Annotated in this window: 8 protein-coding genes and 1 riboswitch; of the genes, 3 read left to right on the forward strand and 5 right to left on the reverse strand. The window is 36.6% G+C overall.

Annotation, left to right across the window (positions count from 1 at the left end):
* Positions 1 to 15: 15 nt before the first annotated feature.
* Complete coding sequence (locus tag ACUXVC_RS08065; RefSeq protein WP_375852812.1) at positions 16 to 15,048, reverse strand: DUF7507 domain-containing protein; 15,033 nt, start codon at positions 15,046 to 15,048, stop codon at positions 16 to 18.
* A 122-nt stretch (positions 15,049 to 15,170) separates the two neighbouring features.
* On the opposite strand from ACUXVC_RS08065, the gene ACUXVC_RS08070 reads away from it, so the two are divergent.
* Positions 15,171 to 16,031 (forward strand): GNAT family N-acetyltransferase, encoded by an 861-nt coding sequence (locus tag ACUXVC_RS08070; protein ID WP_095691141.1) that lies wholly within the window; start codon positions 15,171 to 15,173, stop codon positions 16,029 to 16,031.
* Positions 16,032 to 16,074: 43 nt separating this feature from the next.
* On the opposite strand, the gene ACUXVC_RS08075 is transcribed toward ACUXVC_RS08070, so the two are convergent.
* Positions 16,075 to 16,635 carry a cysteine hydrolase family protein gene (locus tag ACUXVC_RS08075; RefSeq protein WP_095691140.1) on the reverse strand — a complete coding sequence of 187 codons (561 nt, stop codon included), beginning with the start codon at positions 16,633 to 16,635 and terminating at the stop codon, positions 16,075 to 16,077.
* Between the two features lie 182 nt (positions 16,636 to 16,817).
* On the opposite strand from ACUXVC_RS08075, the gene ACUXVC_RS08080 reads away from it, so the two are divergent.
* On the forward strand, positions 16,818 to 17,078 hold the full coding sequence (locus ACUXVC_RS08080; RefSeq protein WP_001195212.1) for a DUF6123 family protein: 261 nt from the start codon (positions 16,818 to 16,820) through the stop codon (positions 17,076 to 17,078).
* A 2-nt stretch (positions 17,079 to 17,080) separates the two neighbouring features.
* Here the strand turns inward: ACUXVC_RS08080 and ACUXVC_RS08085 are convergent, their stop codons facing one another.
* The 3 genes from ACUXVC_RS08085 to ACUXVC_RS08095 form a co-directional block, all read right to left on the reverse strand.
* Positions 17,081 to 17,986 carry a DMT family transporter gene (locus ACUXVC_RS08085; protein WP_000712599.1) on the reverse strand — a complete coding sequence of 302 codons (906 nt, stop codon included), beginning with the start codon at positions 17,984 to 17,986 and terminating at the stop codon, positions 17,081 to 17,083.
* Positions 17,987 to 17,999: 13 nt separating this feature from the next.
* Complete coding sequence (locus ACUXVC_RS08090) at positions 18,000 to 18,386, reverse strand: reverse transcriptase-like protein (protein WP_327888050.1); 387 nt, start codon at positions 18,384 to 18,386, stop codon at positions 18,000 to 18,002.
* Between the two features lie 68 nt (positions 18,387 to 18,454).
* Positions 18,455 to 19,327 carry an aldose 1-epimerase family protein gene (locus ACUXVC_RS08095; RefSeq protein WP_053564860.1) on the reverse strand — a complete coding sequence of 291 codons (873 nt, stop codon included), beginning with the start codon at positions 19,325 to 19,327 and terminating at the stop codon, positions 18,455 to 18,457.
* A 132-nt stretch (positions 19,328 to 19,459) separates the two neighbouring features.
* A riboswitch (PreQ1 riboswitch) is annotated at positions 19,460 to 19,504 on the forward strand.
* Between the two features lie 6 nt (positions 19,505 to 19,510).
* On the opposite strand from ACUXVC_RS08095, the gene ACUXVC_RS08100 reads away from it, so the two are divergent.
* Positions 19,511 to 19,996 carry a QueT transporter family protein gene (locus ACUXVC_RS08100; RefSeq protein WP_001026480.1) on the forward strand — a complete coding sequence of 162 codons (486 nt, stop codon included), beginning with the start codon at positions 19,511 to 19,513 and terminating at the stop codon, positions 19,994 to 19,996.
* The last annotated feature ends 56 nt before the right edge of the window (positions 19,997 to 20,052 follow it).

A 20,052-nucleotide genomic window follows, 5' to 3' on the forward strand; every position in this document is an offset into this window, starting at 1 on the left:
TCTTTTTTGTTTAAATTACTTCCACAAAATCCAAGTCCAAAGGTAATTTCGTACATTTCGAGGAGTAATGCGAATGAAGCGTTCACCGTCAAAGAAGCAATTTAAATTTGGAAGTGTTTCATCTGGATTTTCTGGAACAAAGGTGACGATGTTTTCGTTACTTGTAACGGTTACTGTAATTGGTGGATCGGTAGGCGAGACTTGAAGTTGTAACGAAATATTGGCCGTATTTTTAAATTGATTATTAACAGGTGGACTTATTACTTGTACTGTGAATAACACGATAATTGTTTCGTTTGGCTCTAAATTAGTGGCAACTAGGAAACCGATATTCGGATTCGCTAGTGGAGAGCGTTCACCGTTAATAAAGACAGTGCCGTTTATAAATTGTAAACCTGCTGGAATGGTATCTTGTAAAGAAATATTTGAGAGTGAAATTTCGGAAGTATTTGTAATACGCACCGTGTAATCAAAATATTGATTTAAATAAGCTGAGCTGACGGAAGCATTTTTCGTGACTGTTGTAGTTATAAATTGAACTGGTATACGAACGATATTTGAATTAACAATGAAAGTAATAATTGGATCCTGTGGTGTCAATTGAAAGGCAGCGGTAACTGTTGCAGAATTTATAATTGTACTATTTGAAGGAATAGAAGTTACGAGAACTTGGAATGTTATAGTTGCTACTGAATCTGCAGGTAAAGAGCCGATATTAATACCAGTGTCTGGACGAACATTTGGAACGGGAGTACCGTTAATTGTTACGCTGTTTTCTATAAATGTTGTACCAGCTGGAATTGTGTCTATAACAGAAGTGCTGATTGTCGGAATTGGGGAGTGATTAAATACCGCTAATGTGAATGTAATGATATCCCCTATAACGACAATAGATTTGTCAGTTGTTTTTTCAATACGAACCATCGGATCAATGACTGTCGTTGTAACGGTATTTGTTTGCTTTGTAATTGTAATAGGTGGTTTTGTTGGATCAATGATAACGGTATAGGAAACAGAAGCATCGTTATTAATTGTAGGTTGAAGAGTAGAAGAAGATATTGTCACTTGGAACGTAATAATAGCAGAGTCATTAGGAGCAAGATTTCCTAACGTAATACCATTTTCAGGATTCTCATTAGGCTGATTGATTCCGTTAATTGTAACACTACCAGCAACAAAAGTCGTATCTATTGGTATGGTGTCTATAGCAAGAAGGTCTTCAATCGTTACATTACCGCTATTCATAATCGTAATTGTATACGTTAAAGTTTGAGCAGGTAAGGCATTCGTTACATCAACAGATTTTATGGCAATGACATTATCATTTTGGACAGTAGTTGTGACGGTATTTGTTGTAGTCGTATTTGTAACGGGTACGTTATTTGGGTTGACTATATAGTTAAAAGTAGTAATTGCGTTGTTGTTTAGTTCATTTGGTGTTGGAATAGTAGTCACAGTTACTTGGAATGAAACGATAGCATCTCCATCTACAATTATAGTACCAATTGGTATGCCGCTTACTGGATTCACTCCTGGAAGAGTTTCTCTGTTTACAATGACGCTATTTTCTATAAACGTAGTACCTTGAGGAATAATATCTTGAATGATTACATCATTTACTGCAACATTACCGGTTTGATTTAGTGTAATCGTATACGTTAACGTATCACCAACCGTTGCAAATGTAAGGTCAACAGCTTTATTACTATTCAAATTTGCGTGATTAATTTCTGTTGCGGCAGCTGATGAAATAATAGTTTCGGTAATAGGTGGTCGATCTGGTACCGTGTATTCATATTCAATTGTACTCGTGTTAGAGATTGGATTTGTTTGTGGAATCGAAGTAACCCGTACTTGGAATAGAATGGTTGCTGTCGTATTAGGTGGAATGTTATCAATTTGTATACCGTTAAGAGGGTTGTCATTTGGCCGAGCGTTGCCGTTCACGATAACACTATTCTCTATAAAGCTCGTATTTGCCGGGATAATATCTGTAACAATAATGTTTTCGACTTGTATATTTCCGTTATTTATGATGGAAATTGTATAAGGGATGATAGTTTGTAAGTCAGCATATTGGATAGGTGTTGTTTTTGTCGCAATTACATTAGCGGAAATAACTTCAGTGAAGGTAATATTGCTAGTCGATATTTGTTCTTCCACGTTTATTGTATAACGAGAAGTTGATTGATTTTGAACATGACCGCTAGCAGGAAGAGCTACGACGGTAACAGAAAATGTGACTGGGATAGAAATGTTAGGAGCAATCGTTCCCACAAGTATACCTACACTTGGGTTGGCGTTAAGCTGAGGAATGTTATTTACTAAAACGCTACCGTCAATAAAGGTTGTTCCATCAGGTATATTGTCTGTAAATACAACAGCAGTGGCATCCGTATTCCCTGTATTCGTTAAAGTTGTTGTATAAGTTAAAATGTCACCAATCGTTACAGAGGTTAAATCAACAGTTTTAAGTGAAACGATATCAGCATCATTAATTTGAACGAAAGTAGTATTGGAAGTAGTAGATTTTTGAATTGGTGCAAAGTCAGGATTGAAAATAAAGTCGTAGACGATGTTTGCAGTATTAGGTGTTGGATTTACAGTAGGTAAATTTGTAACGGAAACTTGGAATGTTATTGTAGCCATTTGACCTGCTGCGACATTAGGAATGGAAAAGCCAATATTCGGATCTGCTGCAGGAAGTACAGTATTATTAACTATTACACTTCCTGGAATAAATACTGTTCCATCTGCTATAGTATCTGTAAAAAAGATGGAGTTAGTTGTAGCCGATCCATTATTTTGAATGAATACTGTATATTCAATGGTTTCATCAATAGTAGCTAATACAGTATTAGCAGATTTTGTAGCAATAAGAATAGCATCAATAAATTGTATGTTTGTAGCATTGGAAGAGGTCGTTTCTGAAATTGGTGGTGTGCTTGGGTCTGGTCGATACTCATAGTGAATGACGGCGATATTATTAATGTTATTTTGTGGCGGTATAGAAACTACGCTTACTTGGAACGTAACAATAATCGTATTATTTGGAAGAATTATATCAAGATTGATACCGGTAATTGGATTTTCGTTAGGTCTTGGTACGCCATCTACAAGAATGCTATTTGGAACGAATGTGGTGCCAGAAGCAATTGCGTCAAGTAGGAGAGTGTTTGTAATAGGTATTGTACCGGCGTTTGTAACTGCGACTGTATATGTGATGATTTGACCGATACGTGTAATGGATCTGTTAGCAGATTTAATTGCATTAACATTTGCCGTTCGCACTTCAGTATTTACTGCATTTGATAACGATCTACGCTGAATAATTGGAGAACTAGGGTCAAATTGGTATTCGTACGAAGTGTCTGAAATATTAATGACTGTATTGCCCTCTGGTATATTTGTAAGTTGTACTTGGAATGAAATAGTGACTGTTTCATTTGGTTGTATCGTGCCGAGAGTTACTCCGTTTTCAGGATTCACGCCAGGCTGAATTACATTATTTATTGCTAAGCTATCTTCAATGAATATAGTACCTTCTGGAATGTTATCAATGAACACGGTATTGTTAGCTGGAACGGTTCCTATATTTTGTAGTGTATTTGTGTAGGTAATCATTTGCCCGATTGATATGAAATTTACATCCGCGCTTTTAACAGAAATAATATTTGCATTTTGAAGTGATGTTGTAACAATGTTAGAATTTGCAGAGCGATTTACTGGTGGGGCTGTAGGAATACTTACATATTGGTAAGTTGCTGAAGATTGATTTACAATTTCAGTTTCATTCGGTGGATTATTTGTTTGCACTTGAAATAGTATCGTTTTGGAACTGTTTGCTGGAATTGTTCCAATCGGTATTCCGTTTTCAGGATTTACACCTGGCTGAAGGACACCGTTAATTGTGACACTATCGGGAACGAATGTAGTCCCAGCTGGGATAGAATCTGTGAAATTAATATTTATTGCGTCAACATTACCGATATTTTTCACTTCAGAAATATAAAGTATAGTTCCACCGATATCTACAGTTGTTGGATTGGATGTTTTTGTAATTGTCAATTGTGCTTGCACGAAATTTGTAATGACGATATTACTAGTAGATGTTTCAGTAATAGGCGGTTGCCCTGGGTCTGGTTGGATTGTATATGTTGTATTGGATTGATTTGTAATCGATTCTTGCGAGAATGAATCGTTAATAAGAATTTGGAACGAAATAAGGTGAGTAGCGTTTGCTGCTAAGGTAGGTAAAGTAACACCTACATTTGGATTGGCATCAAGTATAGTTGTTCCGTTAAGTGTAAAACTATTTTCTACGAATGTAGTATCTTGGGGGATCGTATCTGAAAATATGAGATTCGTAGCTGGAATATTTCCTGTATTTTCTAGTGTTATTGTGTAAGTCAAAATATCACCTGTTGTTGCTTGCTGTGCATTGACTGCTTTTAAAGAAAGGATAGTCGCATCCGAAATTTGTGTGAAAGCAGGATTAGACGTAATTGTTCGGGAGATGATAGGAGCAGTTGGATCGGCGATAAAAGTATAGTCAATACGGGCTGTATTAGAAATTGGGTTCACGCTTGGAATAGATTGAACGATAACCTGGAATGTTACAGTGACGATTTCTGACGGTGTGATGGAGTTTAATGGTATTCCTACGTTAGGATCAGCATCTGGAACGGAAATGCTATTAATAGTTACGCTATTCGGAATAAAGGTAGTTCCTTCGGGGACCAAATCTGTTAAAGTAACTGTGTTTGCAGTAGTATTTCCGTTATTTTGAACGACTACTGTGTAAGTGATTGTACCGTCAGTAGATTGTACGAGAGAATCTGTACTTTTAATTACGGATAACGATGCATCAACAACAGCTGTATTAACCGTATTAGACGAGGATGTTGCTGTAACAGGAGGTTGACTTGGATTGACAATATACGTGTAACTTGTAAGTGCTTGATTTATAATTGCTCCTTGTGGTGGAATAGAACTTGCAAGAAATTGGAATGTAATAGTAGCGGAATCACCTGGTGCGATAATACCAACGGGAATACCGAGAGTTGGACTTGCATCTGGAAGTGAAATCCCGTTGAGCGTAACACTATTTGGAACAAATAATGCTCCTTCAGGAACTCCGTTAATGAGTAAAACAGAGTTTGCAGGGAAGTTTCCAGTATTCGTTAATGTTGCTGTATACGTAATTACATCCCCGATAGACACAATTGAACGATTTGCTTGTAAAACAGTTGTAACAGTCGCGTTATTAATTTGTGTTGAAGCGCTATTAGAATTTATCGTGCCTGTAACAGGAGGAGAGGCCGGATCAACGATGAATGCGTATTGAATGGATGCTACGTTTGTAATCGGATTTGAAGGTGGAGTTGATGTAACTATGACTTGGAAAGTAACGGTTAAGGAACTACCTGCGCTAACTGTTCCGATATTCACTCCGTTATTTGGATTTGCACCTGGAAGGGTATTTCCATTTACAGCAAAACTACTTTCAACAAAGATTGTTCCTGCTGGAACTGGGTCTGAGAAATTTACATTCGTAGCGTTTGTATTGCCGTTATTTTGAATCGAAACTGTATAAGTGATCGTATCTCCAATATTTGCAAAGGCTGTATTAGCAGTTTTTACAGCTGAAAGTATTGCTGTATTAATAGAAGTAACGAAGACATTCGTTTCCACATTGCCAGGCTGAGCCAGTAATGCATTGCCTACGTTATATTGGAAGTTAACAAATCCTAAGTTTTGGAGTTCAGGTGTGAACGTTGTTGGATTACTTACGATTTGTACTTGGAATATGATTGTAACAGTTTGATTTGGATTGATTGTATTTATGCCAACACCGTCAATGATAGAAGCCGATGGTAATGGAGTGCCATCAACAATAACTGATCCTGCAACAAATTGTGTCCACGATGGTAAAGGGTCTGAGAATATAGCGTTGTTAGCAGGAATATTGCCTGTGTTCGTAATAGTCGTTGTATACGTAATTGTATCACCAATCGTTGCAAAAGTTTTATCTCCTATTTTAATAGTATTTAAAATAGCACTTTCAATTTTTGTTGTAACGTTGTTAGAAATAATATTTTTTGAAACTGGAGGATTAGCTGGATTAACGATATGTTGAAAGCTAACGCTAGCTTGATTAGTAATTGGATTTATAGGCGGAATTCCATTGGCGATAATGTGAAATGCTACGATGACAGATTCGTTTGGCGCGATATCACCGATTGGAACGCCTGTAATAATATCTGCATTTGGGATGCTAGTTCCGTTCAGTGTAAAGCTATTCGGTTCAAAGGAAGTTCCGTCTGGAATAAGGTCGGTAAAAATAACATTCGTTGCACTCACATTTCCGCTATTTGTAATTGTAACGGTGTAGGTAATATCCTGCCCGATATCTACCGTAGATACATTTGAATTTTTTTGTGCAGTAAGGATAGCGCTATTAATTTGTGTTCTCGTTGTATTAGATTGATTGGAAGTTGTAATAGGTGGCTGGCTAGGATCAACGACATAATGATATGTGGTAGAAGCAGAATTAGAAATGGGATTAAGTGTTGGAAGTGTAATAACAGTTGCTTGGAATGTAACGATTGCCGTATTACCACCATTAATGGAACCAATATTTACACCAGTTGATAAATCGGCGTTTGGAATGGTTTGCCCATTAACTGTGAAACTATTTGGAACGAAACTTAAATTGCTATCAAGAATATCGATAATAGTTACATCAGTTGCGGTCACATTTCCGGTATTAGGAAGGTTAAGTGTAAATGTTATTGTATTACCAACATCCGCAAAAGTAAGGTTTGCTGTTTTGGTACTAATAATAGTTGCGTTGTTTATTTGAAGGAGTGTAGTGCTGGAAGTAGCTGCACTTGAAACGGGAGGATTAACAGGATCAACAGTAAATTCATACGTCGTTGATGCTGTATTTGGTGCTGGGTTACTAGGGGGAATATTGTTTACTGTAACTTGAAAGACGATACTATATATTTCATTTGGTGGAAGTGTTGCAAGTAATACACCTGTATTTGGATCCGCGTTAGGTTGTAAAACGCCATCGACAGTTAATGTGTTAGGAACAAATGTGAGTCCACTTGGTAATGCATCTGTGAATACAATATTAGTTGCATCGGTATTGCCTACATTGGTAATAGAAGTAGTATAAAAAGCAGTTTGCCCGATATCTGCAAAGGATACACTTTCATTTTTCGTCATAGACAATATTGCTTCGTTAATTTGTGTTGAAACAGGATTACTAATTGAAGTTTCTGTATCAGGCGGTGAGACTAATTGATACGATGTTGATGAGAAATTTACAATTGGGTTTTGGTTTGGTAATGATGTTACAGTAACTTGGAACGAAACTGTTACTGTAGTCCCGGCTGTTATTGTCCCAATATTCACACCGTTCGATGGATCCGCCCCACTTTGAGGAACTCCATTAATAGAAAATGTGTTTGCAATAAATGTAGTGACGCTTGGCACTGTATCTGTAAATATAACATTTTGTGCAGATGAGTTTCCATTGTTTGTTAAAACGACAGTATAAGTGAGTGTGTCTCCAATACGACTAAAGGATTTATCGACTTGTTTTAATGAAAGAATGTTAGCTGTATTAATCGTAGTAAACACTGTGTTTGAAGTAACGTTTCTTGAAACGATCGGTGCATTTGGATCAGCGATAAATGTGTAAGACGCAGTAGCGGAATTGGCTACAGGATTTTGGTTTGGTGTAGTAGTAGCAGTAACTTGAAATGCGATAGATATTGAGTTGTTAGGAGCAATTGATCCGATTGTTATACCTGTATTAGGATCGAGTCCGATGTGTGTACTGCCATTGATTGTGACACTATTCGGAATGAAAGTTGTGCCGTCTGGAATAAGATCAGTGAAAGTAATATTCGTTGCATTTGTATTGCCATTATTCGTTAAAATGGTTGTATAGGTAATAGTATCACTTAGTGTAACAATTGTTTGATCGACCGATTTTACCATCGTTAACATAGCATCTAGTACCGGGTTTGTAACGATATTCGTTGAAGTAGAAGTTGTAATAGGAGCGGCACTTGGATCAACAGTATAAGAGTATAAAATTGTATCGTTATCCATAATTGAACTTGAAGGAGGCACAGAAATAACATTTACTTGGAAAGTAACGGTTACTGTTTTACCAGGAGCGATATTTGGTATAGTTACTCCGAGCGCTGGCCGTGCACCAAATTGCGGTATACCATTGATTGTGAAAGAATTTGGTATAAATGTAGTGTTAGCTGGAATAGCGCTTGTGAAAGTAATATTCGTTGCTGTTGTATTTCCTGTATTTGTAATAGTAGATGTATACGTAATCGTATCGCCAACAGAAATAATGGATTTATCAGCATTTTTTGTGGTAGTTAATATTGCGCTATTTATTGTCGTAGTAACGGTATTCGATGAAGCAGTTTGAGTTATAACTGGTTGATTTGGATCGACAATATGCTGAAATTGTACAGAACTAAAATTAGAAATTGGGTTTATACTTGGAATGTTTGTAACAAGTACATTGAGAGTAATAATGGCCGTTCCACTCGGATTTATATTTCCAATCTGAATCCCGTTAGTTGGATTTCCGATTTGCTGTGTACCAGAATCGTTTGTAAGAGTGCCAGATATGAATGTCGTTCCATCAGGTAAAGTATCCGTAAAAATTATATTTTGTGAAGTGACATTTCCAGGGTTACTTAATGTAATCGTATAAGAAATTGTATCGCCAATTGTAGCGAAAGTTTTATCTACAGATTTGATTGCCACAATTTCCCCAGAATTTATTTGTGTCGAAACCGGATTGGATGTCGTACTTCTTGAAACGAGTGGCAAGTTTGGACCTGTCATAAATTGATAATTAATGGAAGCGCCGTTTACAACCGGTGAGTTTGGTCCGCCTGGTCCAATTGTGAAAATTGGATTTGGAATGCTAACTACTTGCACACGGAAGGTAACGTTTATAAAATCTCCTGCAATAATATCCCCAATTGGTATCCCATTCGCTGGATTTACTCCAGGTAATAAAACTCCACCTACTCGAACGCTATCTTCTATAAATACTGCGTTATTTGGAATCGGATCTGTAAAAATGATATTCGTAGCAGTTGTGTTTCCTACATTTTCTAATAAAACTGTATACGTTAAAAATGAATTTCCAGGTGCTATGTCAGAAAATAGCCGATCCACACTTTTCGTTGCTTGAATAATCGCTTCGTTAATTTGAACTAAAGTTGGATTACTTGTAGCTGTTTCTGTCACCGGCGGCTGGGTAGGATCAACAATGATCGAGTATGTCGTGCTAGACTGGTTCAAAGTTGGGTTTGTAACTGGTATTGAGCCAACGATAGCTTGAAAGCTAATTGTTGTCGTTCCTCCAACTGGAATTGAGTCTAAAGAAATCCCGCTATCTGGTCTAAATCCAAGTTGTGGGATGGTATTAATTTGTACGCTATCGGGAATGAATGAAAGTTCAGGTGGTAATATATCGATAAAAACAGGTGTGTTTGCGGTAGTATTTCCGCTATTAGTGAGGGTAGTTGTATACGTAATTGTATCTCCGACAGCAGCAAAAGCACTGCTTGCAGTTTTTGTTGCGATAACAGAAGCAGTATTTACTTGTGTAAAAGTTTTATTAGATTTAATTGTTCGTGAAACTGGCGGTTCATTTATATCTACAATAAAGCTATATTGAAGCGATGATTTGTTCGGGATTGGATTAGGGTTTGGAAGTGTTGTAATGTTTACTTGAAAACTGAGTGTAGCAGATGCATTTGAATTCAAGTTACCAATATTGATACCGTTTTGTGGATTTGCATTCGGAACGGTTACACCATTTATCTTAAAGCTATTTGGGATAAAGGTAGTACCGTTTGGAATTGTATCAGTAAAAATAATGTTGTTCGCAATAGTATTTCCGGTGTTTGTAATAGATGAAGTGAATGTAATTGTATCACCAATTGTAGCGAAAGTTGTACTAGCGCTTTTATTTATTACTAAAGTAGCGTCAATAATTGGTGTAACTGTTGTATTTGTTACGGTGCTACCAACAGCAGGAGATTGGTTTGGATTCACGGTATATTCATAATTTACAAGAGCATTATTTGTTAATGTGCCACTAGGTGGTATAGCTAAAATTTGTGCTTGAAAAGTAATGAATACAGTATCTCCTGGCGAAATATCTGCCAAGTGAACACCAAGTGACGGATCTAATCCTGGTTGTGGAACATTATTGATAGTTACGGAGTTTTGGATAAATGAAGCTCCTGCGCCAAGCCCATCTGTTAAAACAGTTGCACTAGCAGGGATATTACCCGTATTTGTTACTGCAATCGTATAGGTAACAATATCACCAATTGCAGCTGTCGGTGTATTCACAGACTTAGTAGCGACAATAGTAGCGTTATTAATTTGAGTTGTTAATACGTTACTTAACGTATTGGCGGATGCTGGAGGTAAGTTAGGATCTACGACATACTGGTACGTTGTATTGCTTTGGTTCGGGATTGGATTTGGATTCGGGATAGAATTTACTTGTACTTGGAATGAGATAATCGTATTTGCATTCGGATTTATTGGGTCGATTGCAATTCCGCTTGCTGGATTGACATTAGGCAGTGTATTCCCGTTTACAGTAACACTATTAGGGATGAACGATGTCCCGTTTGGAATTACATCTGTAAATATTACATTTGATGCAAGTGTGTTCCCGTTATTCGTTAAAGTAGTCGTGTACGTAATAATATCATTTACGTTAGCAAACTGTTTATCTGCCGATTTAGTAGCGGCAATTGAGGCGTTATTAATAGTTGTCTGTACAGTGTTAGAAGCAACCATCTGCATTACAGCTGGTTTGGATGGATCATACGTATATTGGAATGTTGTGCCGGATTGATTTGTAATTGGGTTTACAGCAGGGATAGTTGGTACAAAAACTTGGAATGCAACGGTGCTTGATGAACTCGCTCCTATCGTACCAATTGAAATACCGTTAGCAGGATTTGCATTAGCTATAGGGACATTATTAATCGTTACAGTATTAGGAATGAAGAGGGTACCCGCTGGAATGATATCTGTAAATGTTACATTAGCAGCAGGGGTATTCCCGTTATTCGTTAAAATAGTCGCATATAGTATTACATCACCAATATCAGCGAAGTTTGTACTCGTTAGTTTTGTAGCAACGATATTAGCAGTATTAATTTGTGTAGTTACTATATTGCTAGCAGTGTTTCTAACAAGAGCAGGTAAGTTTGGATCAGCGATAAAGCTATATTGAAGTACAGCGCTGTTTTGAATTGGGTTTGGTGAAGGTAGCCCATTTGTACTTATTTGAAAAACAATCGTTGTAAAACCACCCGAAGGAATGGAGCCCACTTGGAGACCGGTACTAGGGTCTGCACCTAGTTGTAAAGTACCACCTATAAAAATACTATTTGGTACGATAGTGGAGCCATTAGGGATTATATCGGTAACAATAACATTATTTGCTGTAGTATTGCCAAGATTAGCTAAAGAAATTGTATATGTGATTGGTTGCCCGACATCGGCGATAGTTAAATCTACTTCTTTGACAATCACTACATTTGCTAAATTAATTTGTGTACTTACAGTGCTACTTACAGATGTTTCTATAGTTGGTGGATCGCCCGGATCTAGAATAAAGCTATACTGTGTACTAGATGAATTTAATGTTGGGTTTTGTGTTGGTAAAGAGTTGACGGTTACTTGATAAGAGACAGTAAGTGAGCCATTAGCAGCAATGGAAGGTAGCGGAACACCTATATTTGGATCTGCGTTATTTTGAAGTACACCATTAATAAGAAAAGTATTTGGAATAAAGGTAGTACCGTCTGGATTCGTATCTACGAAAGTAGGGCTATCAGCAGAAACACTTCCTGCATTCGTCAAAGTAACAGTATAAGTTAATATATCCCCTACGGTAGCGAACTCTCGATCCACTGTTTTGGCTGAAATGACATTTGCATCGTTTACTTGAGTAAATGTAGTGGTTGAAGTAGTGTTCTTACTTACAGGTGAAGTGTTTGGATCAACGATAAAGTTATAGGAGATGGAAGCGCTATTTGAAATAGGGTTTGGATTTGGAATGCTAGTTATTACTACTTGGAATGAAGCTGTAATTGTAGTATTAGCATTGATGCTACCAATATTGATGCTAGCTGGTGTAACGCCTGGCTGAGTAACACTGTTAACTATAACGCTGTTTGGGACAAAGGCGGTTCCATTCGCAATTGAATCAGATAGTAATATATTGTTCGCTGCAACATTTCCATCGTTAGTAAGAGCAAAGGTGTAAGTTAATACATCGCCAACTTCCGCAAACGTTTTATCTACAGATTTATTAACATGGAGATTTGCTAGTCTAATTGTTGATGTAACAGAATTAGAATTTGCTGTTTTTGAAGTCGGTGGCAAACTTGGATTTACAGTGTAAATATAAGAGGCGAAAGCGTTATTAATAATAGGGTTTTGGGCAGTAATGTTAATGACTGTTACTTGAAAGGATAAGGTAAAAGTAGCTCCACCAGGAATTGTGCCGATAGGTAAAGCAACGAGAGAATCTACATTTTGTAAAACTCCGTTTAGTGTTACAGTACCAGGAGTCAATATCGTTCCGTTTGGAAGTGGATCAGTTAGTTGCACGTTATTAGCGGCTGCATTTCCACTGTTTGTAATAAGGATTGTATAACTTATCGTTTCGCCAATTGTGGCAAATTGTTTGTTAGTTGATTTTGTTAATGTTACATTCGCATTGTTAATTTGAGTGGAAACGAGATTCGAAGAAATATTTTTTGTAACAGGTGATTGGCTAGGATTGACAGTATATTGATAAGAAGCGCTTGATCCATTAGATACGACATTTGACGTGGGTATTGTGTTTACTACTACTTGAAATGCAACATTTTTTGTTGTGCCGCTTGTTATGGATCCGATGTTCACGCCGGTAGCGGGATTTGCGCCCACTTGTGTCGTGCCATCTATTGTTAAACTGTTTAGAACAAAAGTTGTTCCAGTAGGGATGACATCTGTAAAAATAACATTGTTCGCATTTGTATTACCTATACCTGTAAAGGAAACAGTGTACGTTAGTGTATCACCAATATCTGCAAAATTTTTATCTACTGCTTTCGTCATTGTTACAGTAGCATTATTCACTTGAGTGGAGACAATATTTGTCGTATCAGTCCCACTTACTGCTGGTTGATTAGGTACAGGAATGTATTGATATGTTGTTGTTCCACTATTTAATATTGGGTTTGTTTGAGGGATAGAAGGAACGAGCACTTGGAATGAAATAGTAGTAGTGGAATTTGCGGCAATTGAACCAATTGGTATACCATTAGCAGGATTTGCGCCAGCTTGAGTAACTCCGTTCACAGTTACACTCCCTGGAATGAAAGTAGTCCCGCTAGGAATCGGATCCGTATATATAACATTTGTTGCAGCGATATTTCCTATATTAGCTAAGGCTATACTGTAAGTTAATGTTTCACCAATATCGGTAAAAAGTTTGTTGACTGATTTTGTTCCATTAATATCTGCGAGATTAATTTGTGTTCCAGCAGAGTTACTTGTTGCAAGACCATTAAAAGTTGTTCCTCCGGCGATTGGTGTATATTGAAATGTAATATTAGCAGTGTTAGAGATAGGATTTTGACTTGGAAGAGAAACGACAGTAGCTTGGAAAGTTACTATACGAGAAGCACCATTATTAATTGTTCCAAGAGATATACCAGCCGCAGGATTTGCATTTGTTTGTGGTACGTTATCTACTGTTACAGTGCCGGGTATAAAAGAAGTACCGTTAGGGAGACTATCTATAAAAATAGCGTTATTGGCAGGAAGAAGCCCGGTGTTAGGGATAGTAACTGTATAAGTGAGAATATCTCCAATTGCAGCAACACTTTTATTCACGCTTTTCGTCGCTTGTATATTTGGTGAGTTTATATTAATTTGTAAGCCTACTGTATTTAACATATATGCGTCTCCGTTAGTAGTTAAACGGATTGCGGCGGATACTTGTGAGTTTGTTAAATAAGGAGAAATATCAATGGAAGTAATGTCCCAGCCCTGTCTTCCTGCGGAGATGTTTGTACTTGTAGAAGCACTTTGATTTCGCGTTCCAAATGTCCCTGTTGTATCTAAGTTTCCTGCAGCATTATTAACTTGAGAACCGAAGAAATTATTTATAGCATTGTTTGGTCCAGATAAAGCATTTAATGAACTGAAATTTGGTCCAAATAAAGCTTGATCCCCGGTTAAATCTGCATCTCCTTCAGTAGAACTTAAAAATAATCTCCCGCTTACTGGTCCACCTGAAGGTGTTAAAAATCCAGAAACAGATACATCAGCACTACCAGTTTCTGCAGAAACACGGTTACCAGCTACATAAATGGTTAAGTTTCTTGCTGGCAATGTCCCGTTTTGATAAGCGACGATAAGCGTCCATCCAGCCGAATTAATTGTTCCATTAGAAGCATCTATAGGATCTACAAGTCCAGGAACCGCTCCTGTAGTATAGGAACCAGAACCTCCCGCTTGAATAAGAGTTGTTACGTCTGCTGAACGAGTGTAAAAGCCAAATGTAATAGAGTTTGAAACGAATGTTTGATTTGAAGCTGTAACAGCTGAAGGAGTAATCGAGTATGTTGAAACAGGTGTTGTAAAAGAAACTGGGTTTCCTAATACACTCGTAATGTTTTGATCACGAGATAAATAGTTTCCACCCCAAACGAGTTCTGCGTAAAGAATAGTACTACCAGCAGGGATATTTAAAATAGCGGTAGAACTATTTTGTGTATAGTTTAACGTTGTACCAGCAGGAAAAGTAGTTACTTGTAAAGCAGTATTCGTAGTTACGAATGCACCAATTGCCCCGATTGTACCAGCACGGTTTTGATTACTAATTTTACTTAAGCCTAAAGTATTGCCTGTAATAGCGAGTGCGCCGTTAGTGGTGGTAGAAAATCGATTCGTAATGGGCATGTTGTCACCTCATTTACAATATAGTCTTGGTCAAAATAACATATGTGTGTGACAAATAAAGGGAAACATGTACAAGTTGATTTCGTAATAATGATTTAAATGTCTAGATAAGGGGATGGAGTATGGTTGAATTAGAAATTAGGGTGGAGTGTCTTAGGAAAGAACAAATAGGCGATATTGTAGCGTTATCTTCTTATATTGGATGGGATTATAACAGAGAAGAAGTTGAAACAATTTTCAACTCAGGTATTGTATACGGTGTATGGAATGAGAGAAAAGAACTTATTGCTAGCGCAGCAATAATATTATATGGGGAGGCGTTAGCATCTATCGGAATGGTAATTGTACATCCAGATTATAAGGGAAGAGGAATTGGAAAGGTGATAACGAATTCATGCATGAATAGCGTATCAGCTCAAACTCCAATTATGCTTATTGCTACGGATGAAGGGAAGCCCTTATATGAAAAATTAGGATTTAGGGTAGTAAGCTATGTTTCTAAATATATTTGTAACTCGTACAATGCCAATCATAAATGTGCAGAAAATGAAGAATATATGATGGTTTATAGAGAGAGTGATTTAGAAGGAATAATAAAAATAGATGAAGGCGCATTTGGGACAAGCCGAAACGGGTTTTTAAAACAAAGAATTATGCAAAGTGAGCGGTGTGTCGTTGTAAAGGATACGAAAGAAGATGTAGTAGGATACGGTATAAGTATACAAACGTCGGAAAATAAAATAATAGGACCAGTCGTTGCTAAAAATAATGCGATGGCAATGAGAATAGTACATGATTTAGCAAGAGGGCATAATGGAAAATTAAGAATGGATGTACCAGAAGGAAAAAACGGTTTCATGAAAGAATTAGAGATTGCTGGTTTTAAAAAGGTGAATACACCGCCAATTATGATGAAAAATAGCGATAAATTATTAAAAAGGAGTAATGAACTGTATAGCATTGCAGCACAAGTTTTTGGGTGAAAAAAGAATCCTTTCGTGAAAAGGATTCTTTTTTATAGCCAACTTAATCACGATATTGGTCATGAGTTGGCTGAAAGAGGTCTTCCTCGATATCTCTCACCATAGAAAAATTATCAACGTTATAATGACCGTGTAAAGTTTTATTGTGATGACCAATAATTTGTTCTGCAGACAATACGTTAGAATCAGTTGTTGAATGCCCGTTTTTAATTAATGTAACGTCAAATCCTTGTACAGTTGCTGTCCTAACGGCAGTGTCAATACAATGTTCTGTTTTACATCCGCCTATAACAATATGATTAATGTTTTCTTCTTTTAAAAGCTCAAGTAAAGAAGTGCCGTAGAATGAATTGGTTGCTGCTTTATTAATAAGGATTGCAGACTGGGGTACTTGAATTTGATTATGTACTTCAAATCCTTCGCCACTACCAGAAGCAACATCGATATCTCTTACGAAAACAATAAGAGCATTTGAATCTATTGCGTTCTGCAGTGCTATATTTAGTGTAGATAATAGCTCGGTTTTACGAAAAACTTCATTTTCTTGCTCATTTCCATCAATTAATTCTTGTTGAGCGTCGATAATTAATAGTGCTTGTTTCATCGTGTCTCCCCTTTAATATGAAATAAGTTCCACTTTACATATTCCTTCAGATTGTTAGAAAATCCTCCATTGTAAGCGAAGTAGAAGATTGATTTACAAAGTTGTCAAAGAAATTTCATTCTCATAGCGTGTAAAAACATGTATGATAGGAGATGGAGAATTTTTGAGTAGGTGGGAATAACATGCAAACAGTAGAAGATTATCTTTCATTCTTACATACGAAAGGATTTAAATTATCAGAGGAAGCACAGGGGTTTATTATGTTTGGACAAGGATATACTGGTGCGTCTGATGGGATTGTGAACGCAGCAATAGAAGCGACAATTAAACATCAATTGCAGTTTGATGGTAGTTATTTCGTTGCGTTATTAGAACGATTGAAAGAGGAAGAAATTACAGATAAAAAAAGCGCTAAGGCTTTTATGCGGAAGTTACAAGCGTAACTTCACGCAGCCTGCGCTTCTTTTTTTGTTTTGGAAGGTAATTCAACAAAAATCATGCCTAGAAAAATACATAGACATCCGATAATAGCAGAAATAGAAAGTTGTTCATTTGCAACGAGAACGCCTGTTAAGGCAGCAAAAACGGGCTCCATTGCGAAAATAATTGCTACTCTCGTTGGAGAAGTGTGTTTTTGTGCCGATGTTTGAATGAAAAAAGCAATAGATGTTGCAAACAGGGCAGTTAGAAAGAGTGCGAATAAAAAGGATTGATTCGTCCATAGTGATACTGAAAATAACTTTTCCCAATCTTCAAACAAGAAAGCGCAAATAGAAGAAAATATACCAACAGCTAATACTTGAGATGTGCTTAATAATAAAGGTGATATTTTTTTAGAAAAGAAGCCGTTAATAAGAATATGGGCAGCGAAAGCGACTGCACAACCGAGAACAAGTATATCTCCTATATTTAATTGGAAAGAATCAGCAGCTGTTAATAAGTACAAACCTGTTGTAGCTACAGCAATACCAAGTACGATGAAAATGGTAGCTTTTTGTTTTAAAAAGATAAATGATAAGATTGGGACCATAACAATGCTTAGCCCAGTTAAGAAACCTGCTTTTGAAGATGTTGTATAGAGTAAGCCAAATGTTTGCAATAAATAACCGACAAATAAGAAAAAACCAACGATTATCCCTGCCGTGCTACTATGTTTTATATCTTGTTTTGAAGTTTTTTGTGAGAAAATAATTTGAACGAATAATAAAATAATTCCAGCGAATAAAAAGCGAATACCATTAAACGTAAATGGACCAACGAAAGACATAGCGTTTTGAACGACAACAAACGTAGCTCCCCAAATAAAAGAGACAAATAATAAAGCAAGAGGAGCAATCCACTCTTTTTTCACACTCATACCCCCGTTAATTTTGTAAGATAGCTTTTCTAGCTAATTCATCAGCTACTTTATTTTGATTACTTGGAATCCACTTAATAAAAAAGAGATCGAAGTTTTTTATGTACTGCAGCGCTTCATCTAAAAGAGGTGCAAATATTTTATTTTTTGCGTATTCCTTTTCAACAGCCCGTTCGACAAGCTGGGAATCTGTACGAAAAGAGACAGTGCTATAATTATGCTCGATGCAATATTTTAATGCTAGAAGTAAAGCGCGGTATTCTGCTTCATGATTGGACATTGTTCCAAGTGGTAATGATAATTGTACAGGCGGCTGAACGCCTTTAATAAACACTCCTGCACCAGAAGGACCAGGATTTCCTTTTGATGCACCATCAATATATACTTCAATCAAAATGAGAAACCTCCAAATTATAAGATTATCCCCTACTTAAATGCTTTTTGAAGTAGGGGATAGAGTAGTTATCCGATTGTGATGCTATAACGACATGTAAATGTTTCATTCGCTTGTAACGATTGAATTCCCTTTTTGTCCTTGAAATCTTTTGCTGGATTTATTTCATCAGCGATTCCATACCAAGGTTCAATACATAAGAAAGGTGCGTTATCCCCTGGTGTCCATACGCCGACAAATGGGAAGCCATCAAATTCTACTTTTACAAATTTATTATGTTTATGAGAACGAATCGAAATTTCATTCGTATTCATATTTTCAAAAATAAGCGCATCATTTTTGAATAAATCATATGTAAGTGGCAATTCAGTTGTATTTTCAGCGATTAATTGCTTTTTGTTTGAAAGATAAGGTCCTTCTAATACGCTTGTTTCTAAGCGTTCCGAACCATTAAACGATAAATGATAATCTGTAAATGATTCACCATCCAATAAAGGGAAGTTGAAGCCAGGATGTGCTCCGATTGAGAAGAACATCTCTTTTGAAGTAGGATTGTTTACTTCATATGTTACATGAACGATTTGTCCATCTAGCTCATAAGAAACGAGTAGTTCGAATTCGTATGGGTATTTTTTTAATGTTTCTTCATTACTAGTAACGATATAAGTGATTTTTGTTTCGCTTTGTTCTTTCACAGAGAAAGTAAGATCACGAGCGAAACCGTGTTGTGTTAATGAATATGATTTACCGTCTACGTAGTATGTATTATCTACTAATCGGCCGACAATTGGGAACAAAATTGGTGCACGGCGTCCCCAATAAGTAGAATCACCTTGCCATAAATATTCTGTGTTGTCTTCTTTTAAGCGAACGCTCTGTAATTCTGCACCTTTGTCAGAAATGGAAACGATCACTTTTTCATTTTGAATTGTTGCTGTCATGAAGTGAAACCTCCTAAATCTTTCATATGTTTCATTATACGTTGTCTAAAAGGAAAAAGGTAGTTTATGATAGGAATCTATTGACGAAAGAGGGGCTAAGACGTAAAATATAATCTTGTTGCTTAAAAAACGAATAACGTGGTTCGAAACCATCCCACGTAAAAAAACTAAGGAGATTTTGTCATGAATATTAGAACTTTAGTCGGTAATGGTATTTTAGCGGCATTATATATTGCTGTTTCTATGCTTATTCAGCCATTTGGCTTTACGAATGTACAATTTCGTATTTCAGAGATGTTTAATCATCTCGTTGTATTTAACAAGAAAGCAATTTACGGAATTGTATTAGGTGTATTTTTAACGAATCTCTTGTTCTCACCTATGATCGCTTATGATTTAGTATTTGGAGTAGGTCAATCTATTCTTGCATTAGTTGCAACGATTATTTCTATGCGATTTATTAAAGGTGTTTGGGCTCGTATGATTTTTAATACAGTTATCTTTACGATTACAATGTTTATGATTGCAATTGAACTTCATCTTGCATTGGGTTTACCATTTATGTTGTCTTGGTTAACTTGTGCAATCGGTGAATTTGTTGTCATGGCGATCGGTATGCCTGTAATGTACTGGATTAATAAGCGAGTACAATTTGAAAGATTTATGTAATAGATGAAAGAGCTATTCCTATAGGGATAGCTCTTTTTGTATGTAATCATATTGAA

The sequence above is a fragment of the Bacillus sp. N6 genome, from assembly GCF_052805735.1.

What these genes read in the sequence shown, in the direction of transcription:
- ACUXVC_RS08100 (WP_001026480.1), top strand. Translation starts at nt 19,511, where the DNA reads ATGAATATTAGAACTTTAGTCGGTAATGGTATTTTAGCGGCATTATAT.
- ACUXVC_RS08065 (WP_375852812.1), bottom strand. Translation starts at nt 15,048, where the DNA reads ATGCCCATTACGAATCGATTTTCTACCACCACTAACGGCGCACTCGCT.
- ACUXVC_RS08095 (WP_053564860.1), bottom strand. Translation starts at nt 19,327, where the DNA reads ATGACAGCAACAATTCAAAATGAAAAAGTGATCGTTTCCATTTCTGAC.
- ACUXVC_RS08080 (WP_001195212.1), top strand. Translation starts at nt 16,818, where the DNA reads ATGCAAACAGTAGAAGATTATCTTTCATTCTTACATACGAAAGGATTT.
- ACUXVC_RS08070 (WP_095691141.1), top strand. Translation starts at nt 15,171, where the DNA reads ATGGTTGAATTAGAAATTAGGGTGGAGTGTCTTAGGAAAGAACAAATA.
- ACUXVC_RS08075 (WP_095691140.1), bottom strand. Translation starts at nt 16,635, where the DNA reads ATGAAACAAGCACTATTAATTATCGACGCTCAACAAGAATTAATTGAT.